This is a genomic window from Streptococcus sp. 544 (assembly GCF_013277385.1).
GTDB classification, from domain to species: Bacteria; Bacillota; Bacilli; order Lactobacillales; family Streptococcaceae; genus Streptococcus; species Streptococcus mitis_BA.
In genome coordinates this window covers 1-17,001 of sequence record NZ_VMMU01000033.1, presented here as the reverse complement: position 1 = coordinate 17,001, position 17,001 = coordinate 1, and the positions used below count along the sequence as shown (strand labels likewise).

At 41.1% G+C, this 17,001-nt stretch carries 21 protein-coding genes; 16 read left to right on the top strand and 5 right to left on the bottom strand.

Going from position 1 to position 17,001, the window contains the following annotated elements:
• Positions 1 to 19 precede the first annotated feature (19 nt).
• Positions 20 to 943: an FAD:protein FMN transferase gene (locus HT728_RS10035; protein WP_173235044.1), complete on the bottom strand. Its 924-nt coding sequence runs from the start codon at positions 941 to 943 to the stop codon at positions 20 to 22.
• Between the two features lie 295 nt (positions 944 to 1,238).
• On the opposite strand from HT728_RS10035, the gene HT728_RS10030 reads away from it, so the two are divergent.
• The 3 genes from HT728_RS10030 (at position 1,239) to pdxT (ending at position 4,228) form a co-directional block, all read left to right on the top strand.
• Positions 1,239 to 2,618: an FAD-dependent oxidoreductase gene (locus HT728_RS10030; protein ID WP_112444188.1), complete on the top strand. Its 1,380-nt coding sequence runs from the start codon at positions 1,239 to 1,241 to the stop codon at positions 2,616 to 2,618.
• Between the two features lie 152 nt (positions 2,619 to 2,770).
• On the top strand, positions 2,771 to 3,646 hold the full coding sequence (gene pdxS, locus HT728_RS10025; RefSeq protein WP_000138517.1) for a pyridoxal 5'-phosphate synthase lyase subunit PdxS: 876 nt from the start codon (positions 2,771 to 2,773) through the stop codon (positions 3,644 to 3,646).
• Entirely contained in the window at positions 3,647 to 4,228 is a 582-nt protein-coding gene (pdxT, locus tag HT728_RS10020; RefSeq protein ID WP_112444186.1) for a pyridoxal 5'-phosphate synthase glutaminase subunit PdxT, read from the top strand.
• A gap of 20 nt (positions 4,229 to 4,248) precedes the next feature.
• Here pdxT and HT728_RS10015 read toward each other — a convergent pair whose 3' ends face one another.
• Together HT728_RS10015 and HT728_RS10010 are read right to left on the bottom strand one after the other, a co-directional pair.
• Positions 4,249 to 4,896 (bottom strand): hemolysin III family protein, encoded by a 648-nt coding sequence (locus HT728_RS10015; protein ID WP_049509562.1) that lies wholly within the window; start codon positions 4,894 to 4,896, stop codon positions 4,249 to 4,251.
• On the bottom strand, positions 4,893 to 5,339 hold the full coding sequence (locus tag HT728_RS10010; RefSeq protein ID WP_112444184.1) for a DUF1836 domain-containing protein: 447 nt from the start codon (positions 5,337 to 5,339) through the stop codon (positions 4,893 to 4,895). Before HT728_RS10010 ends, HT728_RS10015 begins: the two co-directional genes overlap by 4 nt.
• Before the next feature lie 134 nt (positions 5,340 to 5,473).
• On the opposite strand from HT728_RS10010, the gene HT728_RS10005 reads away from it, so the two are divergent.
• The 7 genes from HT728_RS10005 to trxB all read left to right on the top strand — a co-directional run bounded on the left by HT728_RS10005 (position 5,474) and on the right by trxB (position 9,828).
• Complete coding sequence (locus HT728_RS10005; RefSeq protein ID WP_112444182.1) at positions 5,474 to 5,968, top strand: GNAT family N-acetyltransferase; 495 nt, start codon at positions 5,474 to 5,476, stop codon at positions 5,966 to 5,968.
• The gene (locus HT728_RS10000; protein ID WP_050971675.1) at positions 5,968 to 6,486 is read left to right on the top strand and encodes a methylated-DNA--[protein]-cysteine S-methyltransferase; all 519 of its coding nucleotides are present in this window, start codon (positions 5,968 to 5,970) and stop codon (positions 6,484 to 6,486) included. Before HT728_RS10005 ends, HT728_RS10000 begins: the two co-directional genes overlap by 1 nt.
• Positions 6,487 to 6,491: 5 nt before the next feature.
• Positions 6,492 to 6,848: an arsenate reductase family protein gene (locus HT728_RS09995; RefSeq protein WP_000889091.1), complete on the top strand. Its 357-nt coding sequence runs from the start codon at positions 6,492 to 6,494 to the stop codon at positions 6,846 to 6,848.
• Positions 6,849 to 7,005: 157 nt separating this feature from the next.
• Entirely contained in the window at positions 7,006 to 7,806 is an 801-nt protein-coding gene (locus HT728_RS09990) for an amino acid ABC transporter permease (protein WP_050313437.1), read from the top strand.
• Positions 7,806 to 8,549, top strand: coding sequence for an amino acid ABC transporter ATP-binding protein (locus HT728_RS09985; RefSeq protein WP_000590965.1), 744 nt, complete (start codon positions 7,806 to 7,808; stop codon positions 8,547 to 8,549). The genes HT728_RS09990 and HT728_RS09985 overlap by 1 nt, the downstream gene beginning before the upstream one ends.
• 77 nt (positions 8,550 to 8,626) lie before the next feature.
• Entirely contained in the window at positions 8,627 to 8,851 is a 225-nt protein-coding gene (locus tag HT728_RS09980; protein ID WP_164226726.1) for a DUF4059 family protein, read from the top strand.
• Positions 8,852 to 8,916: 65 nt separating this feature from the next.
• Entirely contained in the window at positions 8,917 to 9,828 is a 912-nt protein-coding gene (gene trxB, locus HT728_RS09975) for a thioredoxin-disulfide reductase (protein WP_112444175.1), read from the top strand.
• A gap of 39 nt (positions 9,829 to 9,867) precedes the next feature.
• Here trxB and rlmB read toward each other — a convergent pair whose 3' ends face one another.
• Positions 9,868 to 10,596: a 23S rRNA (guanosine(2251)-2'-O)-methyltransferase RlmB gene (gene rlmB / locus HT728_RS09970; RefSeq protein WP_138703006.1), complete on the bottom strand. Its 729-nt coding sequence runs from the start codon at positions 10,594 to 10,596 to the stop codon at positions 9,868 to 9,870.
• A 44-nt stretch (positions 10,597 to 10,640) separates the two neighbouring features.
• Positions 10,641 to 11,252: a peptide deformylase gene (gene def, locus HT728_RS09965; protein ID WP_173235042.1), complete on the bottom strand. Its 612-nt coding sequence runs from the start codon at positions 11,250 to 11,252 to the stop codon at positions 10,641 to 10,643.
• A 188-nt stretch (positions 11,253 to 11,440) separates the two neighbouring features.
• Between def and HT728_RS09960 the strand changes: the two genes are divergently transcribed.
• The 6 genes from HT728_RS09960 to HT728_RS09935 all read left to right on the top strand — a co-directional run bounded on the left by HT728_RS09960 (position 11,441) and on the right by HT728_RS09935 (position 16,892).
• Positions 11,441 to 12,760, top strand: a complete 1,320-nt coding sequence (locus tag HT728_RS09960; protein ID WP_173218669.1) for a CapA family protein — start codon at positions 11,441 to 11,443, stop codon at positions 12,758 to 12,760.
• A gap of 21 nt (positions 12,761 to 12,781) precedes the next feature.
• Positions 12,782 to 13,609 carry an HAD family hydrolase gene (locus HT728_RS09955; RefSeq protein ID WP_173235040.1) on the top strand — a complete coding sequence of 276 codons (828 nt, stop codon included), beginning with the start codon at positions 12,782 to 12,784 and terminating at the stop codon, positions 13,607 to 13,609.
• A 1-nt stretch (position 13,610) separates the two neighbouring features.
• The gene (locus HT728_RS09950; RefSeq protein WP_173235038.1) at positions 13,611 to 14,246 is read left to right on the top strand and encodes an SGNH/GDSL hydrolase family protein; all 636 of its coding nucleotides are present in this window, start codon (positions 13,611 to 13,613) and stop codon (positions 14,244 to 14,246) included.
• Between the two features lie 83 nt (positions 14,247 to 14,329).
• Entirely contained in the window at positions 14,330 to 15,055 is a 726-nt protein-coding gene (locus tag HT728_RS09945) for a CppA family protein (protein ID WP_173235036.1), read from the top strand.
• On the top strand, positions 15,052 to 15,987 hold the full coding sequence (locus tag HT728_RS09940) for a serine hydrolase domain-containing protein (protein ID WP_173235034.1): 936 nt from the start codon (positions 15,052 to 15,054) through the stop codon (positions 15,985 to 15,987). The genes HT728_RS09945 and HT728_RS09940 overlap by 4 nt, the downstream gene beginning before the upstream one ends.
• A gap of 8 nt (positions 15,988 to 15,995) precedes the next feature.
• Positions 15,996 to 16,892 carry a DMT family transporter gene (locus tag HT728_RS09935; RefSeq protein ID WP_173235032.1) on the top strand — a complete coding sequence of 299 codons (897 nt, stop codon included), beginning with the start codon at positions 15,996 to 15,998 and terminating at the stop codon, positions 16,890 to 16,892.
• Positions 16,893 to 17,001 lie beyond the last annotated feature (109 nt).

Below are 17,001 nucleotides of genomic sequence, written 5' to 3'. Positions count from 1 at the left end.
TCCATTGAAACAGTTGTCTCTATAGAGTAGGAATTCCTGAAGAACAGCTTAGGTGGCCTTTTTTATCGATGAGGATGGCTTCGATGCCCTCCAAACTTTCGACTTGCCAGAGGATAGAAGCAGGTCTTTCTCCAAAGAGTCGAGTCGTCCAGATTTCGCCATCGACTGATTTATCAGAGATGATTGTTAGACTCGCTAGTTCCGTTTCAACAGGATATCCTGTCTGGCTGTCAAAAATATGATGGTAATCTTTTCCATCGACTGTCAGGTGACGTTCATAAATGCCTGAAGTCACGACAGATTGATTGACAACAGGGATGGTCATTAAGTGATTTCCCCTCGGATTGTCTGGGTCTTGAATCCCGATTTGCCAAGGCTGATTTCCTCTTGCCTGATTTTTTCCAATGGTCAGGATATTCCCTCCCAGATTGATTAAGGCAGATGTCACTCCCTCTTCTCTCAGAAATTGGGCAACCTTATCCGCACTGTATCCTTTGGCTAAACAACCAAGATCGATCTTCATTCCTTTCTGTTTTAAAAACACAGTAGAAGTAGAAGAATCTAACTCGATAAAATGAGGATTGATTAGAGGCAGAACCGATTCAATTTCTTGAGGTTGGGCGACTTTGGCATCTGAAAAACCGATGCGCCAGGTTTGAATTAGGGGACCAATGCTGATATTGAGATAGCTAGAGGGTGCTAGGCTATGCTCTAACCCAAGTGAAATCAATTTAAACAGGTCTGGATGAACTTTGACTGGAGCTATTCCAGCTTGATGATTGATTTCCATCAACTCCGATTTCTGACTATTGGCATTGAAGCGGTATTCTAGCTCTCTGAGTAAATCAAAGGATTTTTGGAGCAAGCCATCGGCTCGCTCATCTACTAATGAAATAGTGATAGTAGTCCCCATTAGCCGTTCGGAATGTGAACTTAGAGGCAAGCTACCAACTCCTTTCTCTTATAGAAAATAAGTTGTAATATCAAGTAATTATCTAAATTGAAGCCCTTACATTTTATTTTCATGTTATTAGAATACCATAAAGTTAGACTTTTCACAAATAAAATTTGGAAAAAGTCAAGAAATATGCTCATAAAATTCATGAGGCTTGAAAACAGGATAAATGGAGAATTATTTTTGATAAAAAATCCTGAAATAATAGTAAACCACTTGTAAACGCTAACAGTAAATGTTATACTAGTAGAGTAAATTTAAAATTGAAGGTAGGAATTTTTCTATGAGTAAAATCGTTGTAGTCGGTGCTAACCACGCTGGTACAGCATGTATCAATACCATGTTGGATAATTTTGGAAATGAGAACGAAATTGTTGTATTTGACCAAAACTCTAACATCTCTTTCCTAGGATGTGGAATGGCCCTTTGGATTGGGGAACAAATTGACGGTGCTGAAGGCTTGTTCTATTCTGATAAAGAAAAATTGGAAGCTAAAGGTGCTAAGGTTTATATGAATTCACCAGTTCTTTCAATCGACTATGATAACAAAGTAGTTACAGCGGAAGTTGAAGGAAAAGAGCACAAAGAATCATACGAAAAATTGATTTTCGCTACAGGTTCTACACCAATCTTGCCACCAATCGAAGGTGTTGAAATTGTTAAAGGAAACCGCGAATTTAAAGCAACTCTTGAAAACGTACAATTCGTGAAATTGTACCAAAATGCAGAAGAAGTCATCGAAAAACTTGCTGACAAGAGCAAGCACCTAGAGCGCATCGCTGTTGTTGGTGGTGGTTATATCGGTGTTGAACTTGCTGAAGCCTTCGAGCGTCTTGGAAAAGAAGTTATCCTTGTTGATATCGTAGATACTGTCTTGAACGGTTACTATGACAAGGACTTCACACAAATGATGGCTAAGAACTTGGAAGACCACAACATCCGCTTGGCGCTTGGTCAAACAGTAAAAGCTATCCAAGGTGATGGAAAAGTAGAACGTTTGGTAACAGACAAAGAAACATTTGATGTGGATATGGTTGTTCTTGCGGTTGGTTTCCGTCCAAATACAGCTCTTGCTGATGGTAAGATTGAACTCTTCCGCAACGGTGCCTTCCTTGTAGACAAGAAACAAGAAACATCAATTCCAGGTGTATTTGCAGTTGGTGACTGTGCGACTGTCTATGATAATGCTCGTAAAGACACTAGCTACATTGCCCTTGCTTCAAATGCTGTTCGTACTGGTATTGTTGGTGCCTACAATGCTTGTGGACATGAATTGGAAGGAATCGGTGTGCAAGGTTCAAACGGTATCTCAATCTATGGTCTTCACATGGTTTCAACTGGTTTGACTCTTGAAAAAGCGAAAGCTGCAGGTTACAATGCGACTGAAACAGGCTTTAACGATCTTCAAAAACCAGAATTCATGAAACATGATAACCATGAAGTAGCAATCAAGATTGTCTTTGATAAAGATAGTCGTGAAATTCTTGGCGCTCAAATGGTATCACGTGATTCTGCTATCAGTATGGGAATCCATATGTTCTCACTTGCTATCCAAGAGCATGTTACAATTGATAAATTGGCATTGACAGACCTCTTCTTCTTGCCACACTTCAACAAACCATACAACTACATCACAATGGCTGCCCTTACAGCTGAAAAATAAAATTTGATGAGCTATCTGGCCTTAAGTTAAGGTCAGATAGTTTTTTTAGTCAATGTGTACCCATACAATTATCCATTTTTTATCTTGTGATTCCTTCTAATCTAACTTAAAATGAAATAGTAGCTACCAATACAAATGATGAGGATAAAGAAATGACTGAAAATCGTTATGAATTAAATAAAAACTTGGCACAGATGCTCAAGGGCGGTGTAATCATGGACGTTCAGAACCCTGAACAGGCCCGTATTGCAGAGGCTGCTGGTGCGGCAGCTGTGATGGCCTTGGAACGGATTCCAGCTGATATTCGTGCAGCTGGTGGCGTTTCCCGCATGAGTGATCCAAAGATGATTAAGGAAATCCAAGAAGCGGTTAGTATTCCAGTAATGGCTAAGGTCAGAATCGGGCATTTTGTGGAAGCTCAGATTTTAGAGGCTATTGAAATTGACTATATCGATGAGAGTGAAGTTCTATCGCCAGCTGACGACCGTTTCCATGTGGACAAGAAAGAATTCCAAGTTCCTTTTGTCTGTGGGGCTAAGGACTTGGGTGAAGCCTTGCGTCGTATCGCTGAAGGTGCTTCTATGATTCGTACAAAAGGAGAACCGGGGACAGGGGATATCGTCCAAGCTGTTCGTCATATGCGTATGATGAATCAGGAAATTCGCCGAATTCAAAACCTACGTGAGGACGAACTTTATGTTGCTGCCAAGGACTTGCAAGTTCCTGTAGAATTGGTTCAATATGTCCATGAACATGGGAAATTGCCAGTTGTAAACTTCGCAGCTGGAGGCGTTGCAACGCCAGCAGATGCTGCGCTGATGATGCAATTAGGGGCAGAGGGCGTCTTTGTCGGTTCAGGTATTTTTAAGTCAGGAGATCCTGTTAAACGAGCGAGTGCCATTGTCAAAGCAGTAACCAATTTCCGAAATCCTCAAATCCTAGCTCAAATCTCTGAAGATTTAGGAGAAGCCATGGTTGGTATTAATGAAAATGAAATCCAAATTCTCATGGCTGAGAGAGGAAAATAGATGAAAGTCGGAATATTGGCCTTGCAAGGTGCCTTTGCAGAACATGCAAAAGTGCTAGATCAATTAGGTGTCGAGAGTGTTGAAATCAGAAATTTAGAGGATTTTCAGCAGTATCAGAATGGTTTGTCGGGTTTGATATTACCTGGTGGTGAGTCTACAACCATGGGCAAGCTCTTACGAGACCAGGACATGCTGATTCCCATTCGAGAAGCCATTCTTTCTGGATTACCAGTATTTGGAACCTGCGCGGGCTTAATTTTGCTGGCTAGGGAAATCACTTCTCAGGACGAGAGTCATCTTGGAACCATGGATATGGTGGTCGAGCGCAATGCCTATGGGCGCCAATTAGGAAGTTTCTACACGGAAGCAGAATGTAAGGGAGTCGGTCAGATTCCAATGACCTTTATCCGTGGTCCGATTATCAGTAGTGTTGGAGTGGGTGTAGAAATTCTAGCAAGAGTTGATAATCAAATCGTTGCAGCCCAAGAAAAAAATATGCTGGTAACTTCTTTTCATCCAGAATTGACTGATGATGTGCGCTTGCACCAGTATTTTATTAATATGTGTAAAGAAAAAAGTTGAGATTGAATTTCTCAACTTTTTTACATGTAATAAACAATGGCGATGTATTGGAGTGCGGACGCAGCTAGGATAAAGAGATGCCAAATCATGTGGAAATAAGGTTTTTTCTTGGCATAAAATCCAGCTCCAACTGTATAAGAAAGTCCGCCAGTTACCATGAGGCTCCAAAAGATTGGTGTTGTTTGACTGATAATGGCAGGAATGATAGCCAGAACCAACCAGCCCATAATCAGGTAAAGAGCAAGGCTGAATTTCTCATTGACCTTTTTAGCAAAGATTTTATAGAGAATACCAAAGATGGTCGTTCCCCATTGGATGGCAATAATTAGATAGCCAAACCAGTTATTCATCAAGGTTAAGACGACTGGCGTATAAGAGCCTGCGATAGCCACATAAATCATCGAATGGTCGATGATTCTCAAGACGTATTTGTGGGTTGAACCGTAGGCCATAGAGTGGTAAATGGTGGATGATAGGAACATGAGAAAGAGACTGATGACGAAAATGGAAACGCCGATAGAGGATAAAAATCCGTGTGCTTCATAACTATAGGTGGATGAAATAGGGAGCAAGATGAGCATGATGACTGCCCCCACAGCATGGGTCACGCTATTAGCAATCTCCTCTCCAAAACTGAGTTGTTTGCTGAGTTTAAGACTAGTGTTCATCGGCTTACCTCCTCTTGAGTATGATGGATTAAGTCTAGAGTTTGATGATAGAGTTTAACTGTTTGGCAGCTACTTTGGATAATAGGGTTTGCTGGGTCAATCTCTTGGTTCATGTAATCTACAAAGGCGTCGTAGAGTTGCTCTGAACTAGCCTGACTTTGTAGAGTATTCAGTGTCTGGGCTATTTCTTGAATAGAAAATACAGACTTGAGGGTTGTGATAGCAATCAGACGGGCAATCTGTTGGCGTTGGTATTTTTTCTTGTCAGGCTTTGTAAGATAACCATGTTTGACATAGTTATTGACCATGGATGCTGTTAGCCCCTTATCTTTATCTGGAGAGACAGGAGCGCAGACCTGATTGACATAGAGCAAAACCTGGTCCAGATAGAGGTCAATGTTTGGAATTTCTGCCCATTTTGGGTAGGAAAAGGTAGTTTTCATTTTAAACTCCTTATAATCTAGTTTTAATAACTAGATTATAAAATAATAAAAACAGAAAGTCAAGTTTTAACTGCTTGTGAAAAGGCTTGAATTATGCTATGATGGGAGAAACTAGTCAGAAATGAGGAGAAAAGATGGAGATTCGTTTAGCTTTTCCAAATGAAGTAGATACCATCATGCAGGTGATGGAGGAAGCCAAGAAATGTTTAGCAGATGCTGGTAGTGACCAGTGGCAAAATGGTTATCCAAATGCGGACATTATTATCGATGATATTATCTCAGGTCAAGCCTACGTAGCCTTGGAAGAGGGAGAACTACTAGCCTATGCAGCTGTGACCAAAAGTCCAGAGGCAGCCTATGAAGCTATTTATGAAGGAAAATGGCAAGCTGGAGAGTCAGAGTACCTAGTCTTTCACCGTATTGCTGTGGCAGCAGATGTGCAGGGACAAGGAGTTGCTCAAACCTTCTTAGAGGGCTTGATTGAAGGATTTGATTATCTAGATTTTCGCTCAGATACGCATGTTGCAAACAAGGTCATGCAACATATTTTTGCAAAACTTGGTTTTAGACAAGTTGGTAAGGTGCCGGTTGATGGCGAACGCCTGGCCTATCAAAAATTGAAGAAATAATGAAAAAGAAGTACGCAAAAATGCTCTACTTTTCGCCAATAGGAACCTTGTCTTTGGTTGCCGACGAGCAATATCTGTATGGCGTTTGGGTGCAGGAGCAGAAGCATTTTGAGAGGGGACTAGGAGATGAGACGATAGAAGCAGTTGTTAGTCATCCCATTTTAGACCCAGTTATTGCTTGCTTAGATGCTTACTTTAAAGGCAAGTCTCAGGATTTATCCGACTTGCCCTTGGCTCCAATCGGAACGGATTTTGAAAAGCGAGTTTGGTCCTATTTACAGGAAATTCCTTATGGTCATACAGTGACCTATGGACAAATAGCCCAAGAGCTACAAGTGGATTCTGCTCAAGCAATTGGCGGAGCGGTGGGACGCAATCCGTGGTCTGTTCTAGTACCTTGTCATCGTGTGCTGGGAGCAGGCAAGCGTCTGACAGGTTATGCTGCAGGAGTGGAAAAGAAAGCCTGGCTCTTGGATTATGAAGGCGTAGATTTTAAAGATATAAATAATAGAAAGTGAAAGACATGTTAGAATTTATCGAATACCCAAAATGTTCAACTTGTAAAAAAGCAAAACAAGAATTAAACCAACTCGGTGTGGACTACAAAGCCGTCCATATCGTGGAAGAAACACCTAGTCAAGAAGTCATTTTAAACTGGCTAGAGACTTCAGGTTTTGAGTTGAAGCAATTTTTCAACACCAGTGGGATCAAATACCGTGAATTAGGGCTGAAAGATAAGGTAGGAAGCCTGTCAAACCAAGAAGCAGCTGAGTTACTAGCAAGCGACGGTATGTTGTTAAAACGGCCCATTTTAGTAGAAAACGGGACTGTTAAGCAAATCGGTTATCGAAAAGCTTATGAAGAATTGGGATTGAAATAGTTTTTACTTATCTCTTTGATAGATAAAATATATAACCTCCCTGTTTCAAAGTATGATAAACTAGTAGGTAGACAAAGTCTGTATCTGACCGTAGCAAATAATTTCATTGACGGCAGAAGTATGGTAGAATGAATCATTATCAGGAGAGGATGTTTTTATGAATGTTACAACGATTTTAGCATCAGATTGGTACCAAAACTTGATGCAATTGATTCCGGATGGCAAGCTGTTTAGCCTGCGTTCGGTCTTTGATGGGATTCCAAGAATTGTCCAACAACTTCCAACAACGATTATGTTGACAATTGGTGGTGCCTTTTTTGGCTTGGTTTTGGCGCTTCTTTTTGCCATTGTGAAAATCAATCGTGTCAAGATTTTATATCCCTTGCAGGCCTTCTTCGTTAGTTTCTTAAAAGGGACACCGATTTTGGTGCAACTCATGTTGACCTACTACGGAATTCCTTTGGTTTTGAAAGCCCTCAATCAGCAATGGGGAACTGGTCTCAATATCAATGCCATTCCAGCTGCTGCTTTTGCCATTGTTGCCTTTGCCTTTAATGAGGCAGCTTATGCTAGTGAAACCATTCGTGCAGCCATTCTCTCAGTCAATCCTGGTGAGATTGAAGCGGCACGCAGTCTGGGGATGACCCGAGCGCAAGTTTATCGTCGAGTGATTATTCCAAATGCGGCCGTTGTAGCGACTCCAACCTTGATCAATTCCCTCATCGGCTTGACCAAGGGCACGTCCCTAGCCTTTAGTGCGGGTGTTGTGGAAGTCTTTGCCCAAGCTCAGATTCTAGGTGGAGCTGATTACCGCTATTTTGAACGCTTCATCTCCGTTGCCCTTGTTTATTGGGTAGTCAATATCGGAATTGAAAGCCTCGGTCGTTTCATCGAGAGAAAAATGGCTATTTCTGCACCTGATACAGTGCAGACAGATGTGAAAGGAGACCTTCGTTAATGATTAAGATTTCGAATTTAAGTAAATCCTTTTCAGGACAGACTGTCTTGGATCATCTGGACTTGGATATTCAAAAAGGGGAAGTTGTAGCCTTGATTGGTTCTTCAGGAGCTGGAAAATCAACTTTTCTTCGTAGTCTCAATTATCTTGAAACACCTGACAGTGGCTCGATTCAGATTGATGATTTTTCAGTTGATTTTTCTAAAATCACTCAAGAAGAAATCCTTGCCCTACGCCGTAAGCTGTCTATGGTATTTCAACAGTTTAATTTGTTTGAACGCCGCACGGCACTTGATAATGTGAAAGAAGGTTTGGTTGTTGTCAAGAAATTATCTGACCAAGAAGCAACCAAGATTGCCAAGGAAGAGTTGGCTAAGGTTGGACTTTCTGACCGTGAAAACCATTATCCTCGTCATTTATCAGGTGGACAGAAGCAACGGGTTGCCTTGGCGCGTGCGCTTGCTATGAAACCAGATGTCTTGCTCTTAGATGAACCAACTTCAGCCCTTGACCCAGAATTGGTCGGTGAAGTAGAGAAGTCTATTGCAGATGCTGCTAAGTCAGGTCAGACCATGATTTTGGTCAGTCATGACATGTCCTTTGTAGCCCAAGTAGCTGATAAGATTCTCTTCTTAGATAAGGGGAAAATCATTGAGTCTGGAACACCGGATGAGATTATCCACCATCCTAAAGAAGAGCGGACAAAAGAATTCTTTGCTAGTTACAAACGGACTTATATTTGATATAATAGATAAAGGAAAACTCAGTTAGCTGGACTAGCTGAGTTTACTCTTTAAAAAAGATAGAAATGAGAGAAATCATGCTACTGCAACTATTTTCTTTATATTTCGAGAGTTTGATCTTGACCACCATCCTCGTCCTGATTTTTTTAGGGATTTGGATTGGACTAAGAGCCATGTCGGGAGTTGATAAGACAGCCAAGGCTCGCCAAGCCCATCTCTATGATATGATTATGATTGGAGTCTTGGTTGTTCCAGTATTATCCTTTGCGGTTATGAGTTTAATTCTTGTTTTCGAAGCATAATCCTTGCATGATTGACAAGAAAGAGTTAGAATAAAGATAGTTACAACAAGAAAGAAGGAAACTATATGTACGATACTATTATTATCGGTGCTGGACCTGCAGGGATGACTGCAGCCTTATACGCTGCTCGAAGCAATCTGAAAGTAGCCTTGATTGAAGGTGGTTTACCAGGTGGTCAGATGAATAATACATCTGATATTGAAAATTACCCAGGATACGCTAATATTAGTGGGCCAGAATTGGCAGAAAAGATGTTTGAACCGCTTGAAAATCTTGGTGTTGAGCACATTTATGGCTATGTTGAAAATGTCGAAGATCATGGTGATTTTAAGAAAGTGATGACTGATGACCAAACATATGAAACACGTACAGTTATCGTAGCAACTGGTTCTAAACACCGTCCTTTGGGAGTACCTGGAGAAGAAGAACTGAACAGCCGTGGTGTTTCTTATTGTGCCGTATGTGATGGTGCTTTCTTCCGTGACCAAGATTTGTTGGTAGTTGGTGGTGGAGATTCAGCTGTTGAAGAAGCCCTCTTCTTGACTCGTTTTGCCAAGACTGTTACCATTGTTCACCGTCGTGACCAACTTCGTGCTCAAAAGGTTTTACAAGACCGCGCCTTTGCGAATGAGAAAATCAGCTTTATCTGGGATTCTGTAGTTAAGGAAATCAAAGGTGAAAACCGAGTAGAATCTGTCGTATTTGAAAATGTGAAAACAGGTCAAGTGACAGAACAAGCCTTCGGTGGCGTCTTTATCTATGTTGGATTGGACCCTCTTAGCGATTTTGTTAAAGAATTGAATATCCAAGATCAGGCTGGCTGGATTGTGACAGATAACCACATGAAAACTGCAGTTGACGGTATTTTTGCAGTTGGAGATGTTCGCTTGAAAGACCTTCGCCAAGTAACAACAGCAGTTGGAGATGGGGCCATCGCCGGTCAAGAAGTTTACAAGTTTATCACCGAACATAGTTAATCATAAAAAAAGTTTCCAATCAGATGACTGGAAACTTTTTTATAGTCTATTTCGGAAAACTTCGTACATGAGAATGGCTGCAGCAACACTGGCATTGAGACTTTGAACATGTCCATTCATCGGAATGGTAATCATCTCATCAACCTGTTTTTTGATGTTGCTAGAGATGCCTTTTCCTTCATTTCCGATGATGAGGGCAATTTTCCCTTTTGTATTCCACTTGTGGCAAGGAGTCCCATTCATATCTGTTCCAAAGGTCCAGAAGCCTTCATCCTTGAGTTTATCTAAGGTTTGACTGAGGTTGGTTACTCGGGCAATCGGAACGTGTTCAATAGCACCTGTGGCCGTTTTGGCAACGACAGGAGTTACTCCCACAGCACGGTGCTTGGGAATGATGACACCTGAAACATTGGTCGCATCAGCGGTTCTTAAGATGGAGCCTAAGTTGTGAGGATCAGTTAACCCGTCCAGAATTAATAGCAAAGGATTTTCTTCTTGGCGTGTTTTGGCAAGGATGTGATTCAGCTCGCTATAGGCAAATTCAGACACTCGTAGAACAAAACCTTGGTGGACAGCACCTTCAGTCATCTCAGAGAGGGATTTTTTTGAAGTCCAAGAAATGGATACCTTCTTTTCTGTAGCTAGTTCCTTGACTTTCTCAACGTTCTTACCTCGGAGATCTTCTTGGAGGTAGAGTTTGTTTCCAGTGTTTGCAAGGAGGGCTTCGGTAACGGCGTGGACGCCATAGACAATATCATTTGTTTTCATGCCTCTATTATAACACAAAACCCCGTCTTGCAACGTGATTTTCTTTATTCTAGAATTAGTAAACCATCTTTAACTGCAAATGGGTCTTTTTCATTGATGCGATCGTAAAACATGATTCCGTTAATGTGGTCAATTTCATGCTGAACAACGATGGAGTTGTAGCCTTTGAGCTTGATACGGTGTTTTTCGCCATCCTTGTCAAAGTAGTCAACAGTAACGCGAGCATGGCGAACAACATAGCCAGGCACGTTGCGGTCAACAGAGAGGCAACCTTCTCCTTCACCAAGAGCAGCGTCTTGAACAGAGTGAGAGACGATTTTTGGATTGTACATAATAGCTTGCAAGCCGTAGGCTTCCTCTGGAGTTTCGCCTTCTTCAACAATATTAGGTACCAAAACAGCGATAATGCGTTTTGAGATATCCAACTGAGGAGCAGCCAGTCCAACCCCACCGCGGAGCCCCATTTTTTCAGCCATGACGGGATCTTGGGAATGTTTGAGGAATTGCATCATCTTTTCGCCAAGGATGATTTCTTGGTCAGACAAGGGAAAAGTGACTTCCTCAGCAACCGCGCGTAGAGTTGGGTTCCCTTCGCGGATAATATCGTTCATATCAATTAAGTGAGCAGCTTTTGTAATACGTTCTATAGCAGACATTTTCTCTCCTTTCATTACCTCTACATGATAACACAAAATGACAAGGATTGAAAGCATTATATCCTTTAGGATTTATAGAAAATAGATAGCGAAAAATAGATAGGAAGTTCAATTCAATTGTGAAAGAATTACTTATCTGTGATATAATAAAAAGAAAAGGCTTGCATAAGAAAGTAGGGAGAATGAAGATGCAAAGAAGACAAGATAGAAATCAGGGTGGTTTAGCTTTTCGTTTTATGAAGGGCCTGGTAAACTTTTTTAGGAGTTATCGCAAGTGGAGCAATAAAGGATTTGTGGCGGTACTCTTGCTAGCAGTTGCTTTATCAATGGGCTTGGTCTTGTTGTTTGAAAGTTTCCAAGGCATGCCTCTGACCAGTCAAAAACGAGATACTATTTCTCAAGAGGGGACTAAGCAAAAGTCTCAGGAGCAGGAAGAGGAAAAAACTGCCAGAATTATGGCCCACGGGGATTTGCTCTACCACGATGGACTTTTCTTTTCAGCTAAAAAAGAAGACGGTACCTATGACTTTCATGAGAATTTTGAGTATGTGACACCTTGGCTTAAGCAAGCAGATTTAGCTATTGGTGACTTTGAAGGAACCATTAATAAGGATCATTATTTAGCAGGCTATCCTCTCTTTAATGCTCCTGCTGAAGTTATGGATGCCATTAAGGATGCAGGTTATCATGTGCTGGATTTAGCTCATAATCACATTTTGGATTCGCAAATTGAGGGAGTTATTTCAACGGCCGATATTATTGAGAAAGCTGGAATCACTCCAATCGGAGTTTATACGCATGAACCACGTGATCAGGCTCCGCTGGTCATTAAGGAAGTGAATGGTATCAAGATTGCACTGTTAGCCTATTCCTATGGATTCAATGGAATTGAACAGTATATTTCTCAGGAAGACTATAATCGTTATCTTTCAGATTTAAACGAAGATAAGATGAAGGCTGAAATTGAACGGGCGGAAAAGGAAGCAGATATCACCATTATCATGCCTCAGATGGGTGTTGAGTATCGATTGGAACCAACTGAAGAACAAAAAGCTCTTTATCACAAGATGATTGATTGGGGGGCGGATATCATCTTTGGAGGGCATCCTCACGTTGTGGAACCATCTGAAACGGTTGAAAAAGATGGAGACAAGAAACTCATTATCTATTCAATGGGGAACTTCATTTCCAATCAACGGATTGAATCTATGGGAGATGAAGAAAATGCTAAGTGGACTGAACGTGGTGTTCTTATGGACGTGACCATTAAGAAGAAGGATAGAAAAACAACTATCGGAACAGCTAAAGCTCATCCTACTTGGGTCAATCGAACACCAAAGGGAACCTTTTCACCAGAAGGCTATCCTTTATATCATTACCAAACCTATATCTTAGAAGATTTTATCGAGGGTGGCAGTCATCGTGATCAATTAGATGAAGCGACTAAGGAACGAATTGATACAGCCTATAAAGAAATGAACGAACATGTGGGATTGAAGTGGGATTAGTTTGAATCCAGAGGAAAGTAAATGACGATTAAAGTAATTGCGACAGATATGGATGGAACCTTGCTGGATGCTAGAGGCCAGCTGGATCTCCCACGATTGGAAAAGATTTTAGATCAGTTGGATAAAAGGGGCATTCGTTTTGTTATCGCGACGGGCAATGAAATTCACCGCATGAGGCAACTACTGAGGTACTTGGTGAATCGAGTGGTTCTGGTTGTTGCTAACGGTGCTCGTATTTTTGAAAACAATGAACTGATTCAGGCTCAGACATGGGATGACGCCATTGTCGATAAGGCTTTGGCTCATTTCAAGGGTCGAGCGTGTCAGGACCAGTTTGTGGTAACGGGGATGAAGGGTGGTTTTGTCAAAGAAGGTACTATTTTTACAGACCTTGAAAGTTTTATGACTCCAGAAATGATTGAAAAATTCTACCAACGGATGCAATTTGTGGATGAGTTAATATCTGACCTCTTTGGTGGTGTTCTCAAGATGAGTATGGTTGTTGGTGAGGAACGTTTGAGTTCGGTTTTGGAAGAAATCAATGACCTCTTTGATGGCCGTGTTCGTGCTGTATCGAGTGGCTATGGTTGCATTGATATCCTTCAAGCTGGGATTCATAAAGCATGGGGCTTGGAAGAATTACTCAAGCGTTGGGACTTGAACCCCCAACAAATTATGGCTTTTGGTGACAGTGAAAATGATGTTGAAATGCTTGAAATGGCTGGAATTGCCTATGCGATGGAAAATGCTGATGATAAGGCCAAAGCTGTGGCGACTGCTCTAGCACCAGCCAACAGCCAAGGAGGAGTTTACCAAGTCTTGGAAAACTGGTTAGAAAAAGGAGAATGAAGTGGCAGTACAGTTATTAGAAAATTGGCTCCTAAAGGAACAAGGTAAAATTCAAACCAAGTATCGTCACCTAAATCAAGTTTCTGTTATAGAGCCAGATGTTCTTTTTATTGGGGATTCCATTGTTGAATATTATCCTCTGCAGGAACTATTCGGGACTTCGAAGACAATTGTCAATCGAGGAATTCGTGGCTATCAGACAGGACTGTTATTAGAGAATCTAGATGCGCATCTGTACGGTGGGGCAGTAGATAAAATTGTCCTTTTGATTGGGACAAATGATGTCGGAAAAGATGTGCCTGTGAATGAGACTCTCAATAATCTCGAAGCTATCATACAGTCTATTGCTTGCGATTATCCATTAACTGAGATTAAATTGCTTTCTATTTTGCCAGTCAATGAGGGAGAGGAGTACAAGCAGACAGTCTATATCCGCACGAATGAAAAAATTCAGAATTGGAATCAAGCCTATCAAGAACTTGCCTCTGCCTATATGCAGGTGGACTTTGTGCCAGTTTTTGATAGTTTGACAGACCAAGCAGGCCAACTCAAAAAAGACTATACAACTGATGGGCTGCACCTCAGTGTTGCCGGTTATCAGGTTTTGACCAAAGCTTTGAAAGACTATCTTTACTAAATAGCTAAATAATGTTAAATTTGAGCATAATATCTTGTAAAAAATTCTAAAATCCTTTAAAATAAAAAGTGACGGAGGAATTTATGAATGTAAATCAGATTGTACGGATTATTCCTACTTTAAAAGTTAATAATAGAAAATTAAATGAAACATTTTATATTGAAACCCTTGGTATGAAGGTCTTGTTAGAGGAGTCAGCCTTTCTGTCACTAGGTGATCAAACAGGTCTTGAGAAGCTGGTTTTGGAAGAAGCTCCCAGTATGCGTACTCGTAAGGTAGAGGGAAGAAAAAAACTGGCCAGATTGATTATCAAGGTGGAAAATCCCTTGGAAATCGAAGGACTCTTATCTAAGACAGATTCGATTCATCGATTATATAAGGGGCAAAATGGCTACGCTTTTGAAATTTTTTCACCAGAAGATGATTTGATTTTGATTCATGCGGAAGATGACAGAGCAAGTCTAGTAGAAGTAGGAGAAAAGCCAGAATTTCAAACAGATCTGGAGTCAATTTCTTTAAGTAAATTTGAAATTTCTATGGAATTACACCTCCCAACGGATGTAGATAGTTTCTTGGAACTATCTGAGATTGTGCCATCACTTGATTTTATACCAGCTCAGGGGCAAGATTTGACTGTGGATAATACGGTTACTTGGGACTTATCTATGCTCAAGTTCTTGGTCAATGAACTAGATATAGCAAGTCTTCGCCAGAAGTTTGAGTCTACCGAATATTTTATTCCTAAGTCTGAAAAATTCTTCCTTGGTAAAGATCGAAATAATGTTGAATTGTGGTTTGAAGAAGTATGAAGTGGACCAAGATTATTAAGAAAATAGAAGAACAAATCGAGGCAGGGATCTATCCCGGAGCCTCTTTTGCGTATTTTAAGGACCATCAATGGACAGAGTTCTATTTAGGCCAGAGTGACCCAGAGCATGGCTTGCAGACAGAGGCAGGACTAGTTTATGACCTAGCCAGTGTCAGCAAAGTTGTTGGCGTTGGCACCGTTTTTACTTTTTTGTGGGAAAAAGGTCAATTAGATATTGACAGACCAGTAACAGATTTTTTACCTGAGAGTGATTATCCAGACATCACTATTCGCCAGCTCTTAACTCACGCTACAGATCTTGATCCTTTTATTCCCAATCGTGATCTTTTAACAGCTTCTGAATTAAAGGAAGCGATGTTTCATCTCAAGAGACGAAGTCAACCAGCCTTTCTTTATTCGGATGTCCATTTTTTGCTGTTGGGTTTTATTTTGGAAAGAATCTTTGATCAAGATTTGGATGTGATTTTACAAGAACAAGTCTGGAAACCGTGGGGAATGACGGAAACCCAATTTGGACCTGTTGAGCTTGCTGTTCCAACCGTCAGAGGTGTAGAGGCAGGTCTGGTACATGATCCCAAGGCTCGTCTCTTGGGCAGACATACTGGTAGTGCTGGTTTATTTTCGACTGTAAAGGATTTACAAATCTTTTTAGAACACTATTTAGCAGATGATTTTGCAAGAGATTTGAGTAAAAATTTTTCTCCTTTGGATGACAAGGAACGTTCTTTGGCATGGAATTTGGAAGGAGATTGGCTAGACCATACGGGCTATACAGGTACCTTTATCATGTGGAATCGTCAGAAGCAAGAAGCGGCTATTTTCCTATCGAATCGTACCTATGAAAAGGATGAGAGAGCTCAATGGATTTTGGATCGCAATCAAGTGATGGACTTGATTCGTAAAGAAGAGTAAGGAGAGACATGTCAAACAGTTTAAAAGGGACTTTATTAACAGTTGTGGCTGGGATTGCTTGGGGCTTGTCAGGAACGAGTGGCCAATACCTGATGGCACACGGAATTTCGGCTCTGGTTTTGACCAACTTGCGCCTTTTAATCGCTGGTGGGATTCTCGTGCTCTTGGCTTATGCTACTGCAAAGGATAAAATGCTGGCCTTTTTAAAGGATAGAAAGAGTTTGCTGTCTCTTCTTATTTTTGCTCTAATTGGTCTCTTCCTCAATCAATTTGCCTATCTAACTGCTATTCAGGAAACCAATGCAGGTACTGCAACAGTGCTTCAGTATGTTTGTCCTGTCGGAATTTTGATTTATAGCTGTATCAAGGATAAGGTGGCTCCGATGCTAGGAGAAATTATTTCCATCATATTAGCCATTGGAGGGACCTTTCTGATCGCCACTCATGGGCAGTTGGACCAGTTATCTATGACACCTGCAGGCCTGTTCTGGGGTCTCTTTTCTGCCTTGACTTATGCACTTTATATCATTTTGCCCATAGCCCTGATTAAGAAGTGGGGGAGCAGTTTGGTCATTGGTGTGGGAATGGTCATAGCAGGTTTGGTCGCCCTTCCTTTTACAGGGGTTCTACAGGCCAATATACCGACCAGTCTTGATTTTCTCCTTGCTTTTGCAGGTATTATCCTTATCGGGACTGTCTTTGCCTATACAGCCTTTCTAAAAGGAGCCAGTCTGATTGGGCCGGTCAAGTCAAGTTTGTTGGCTTCAATTGAGCCAATTTCGGCTGTTTTCTTTGCCTTCCTAATCATGAATGAACAATTTTATCCCATTGATTTTCTTGGTATGACAATGATTTTAATTGCAGTAACTCTGATTTCTTTGAAAGATTTACTCTTAGAAAAATAAAAAGACTCTTTGTCCGTGACAGAGAGTCTTTTGCATAGTATTTTATACTCAATGAAAATCAAAGAGCAAAATAGGAAACTAGCCGCAGGCTGCTCAAAGCACTGCTTTG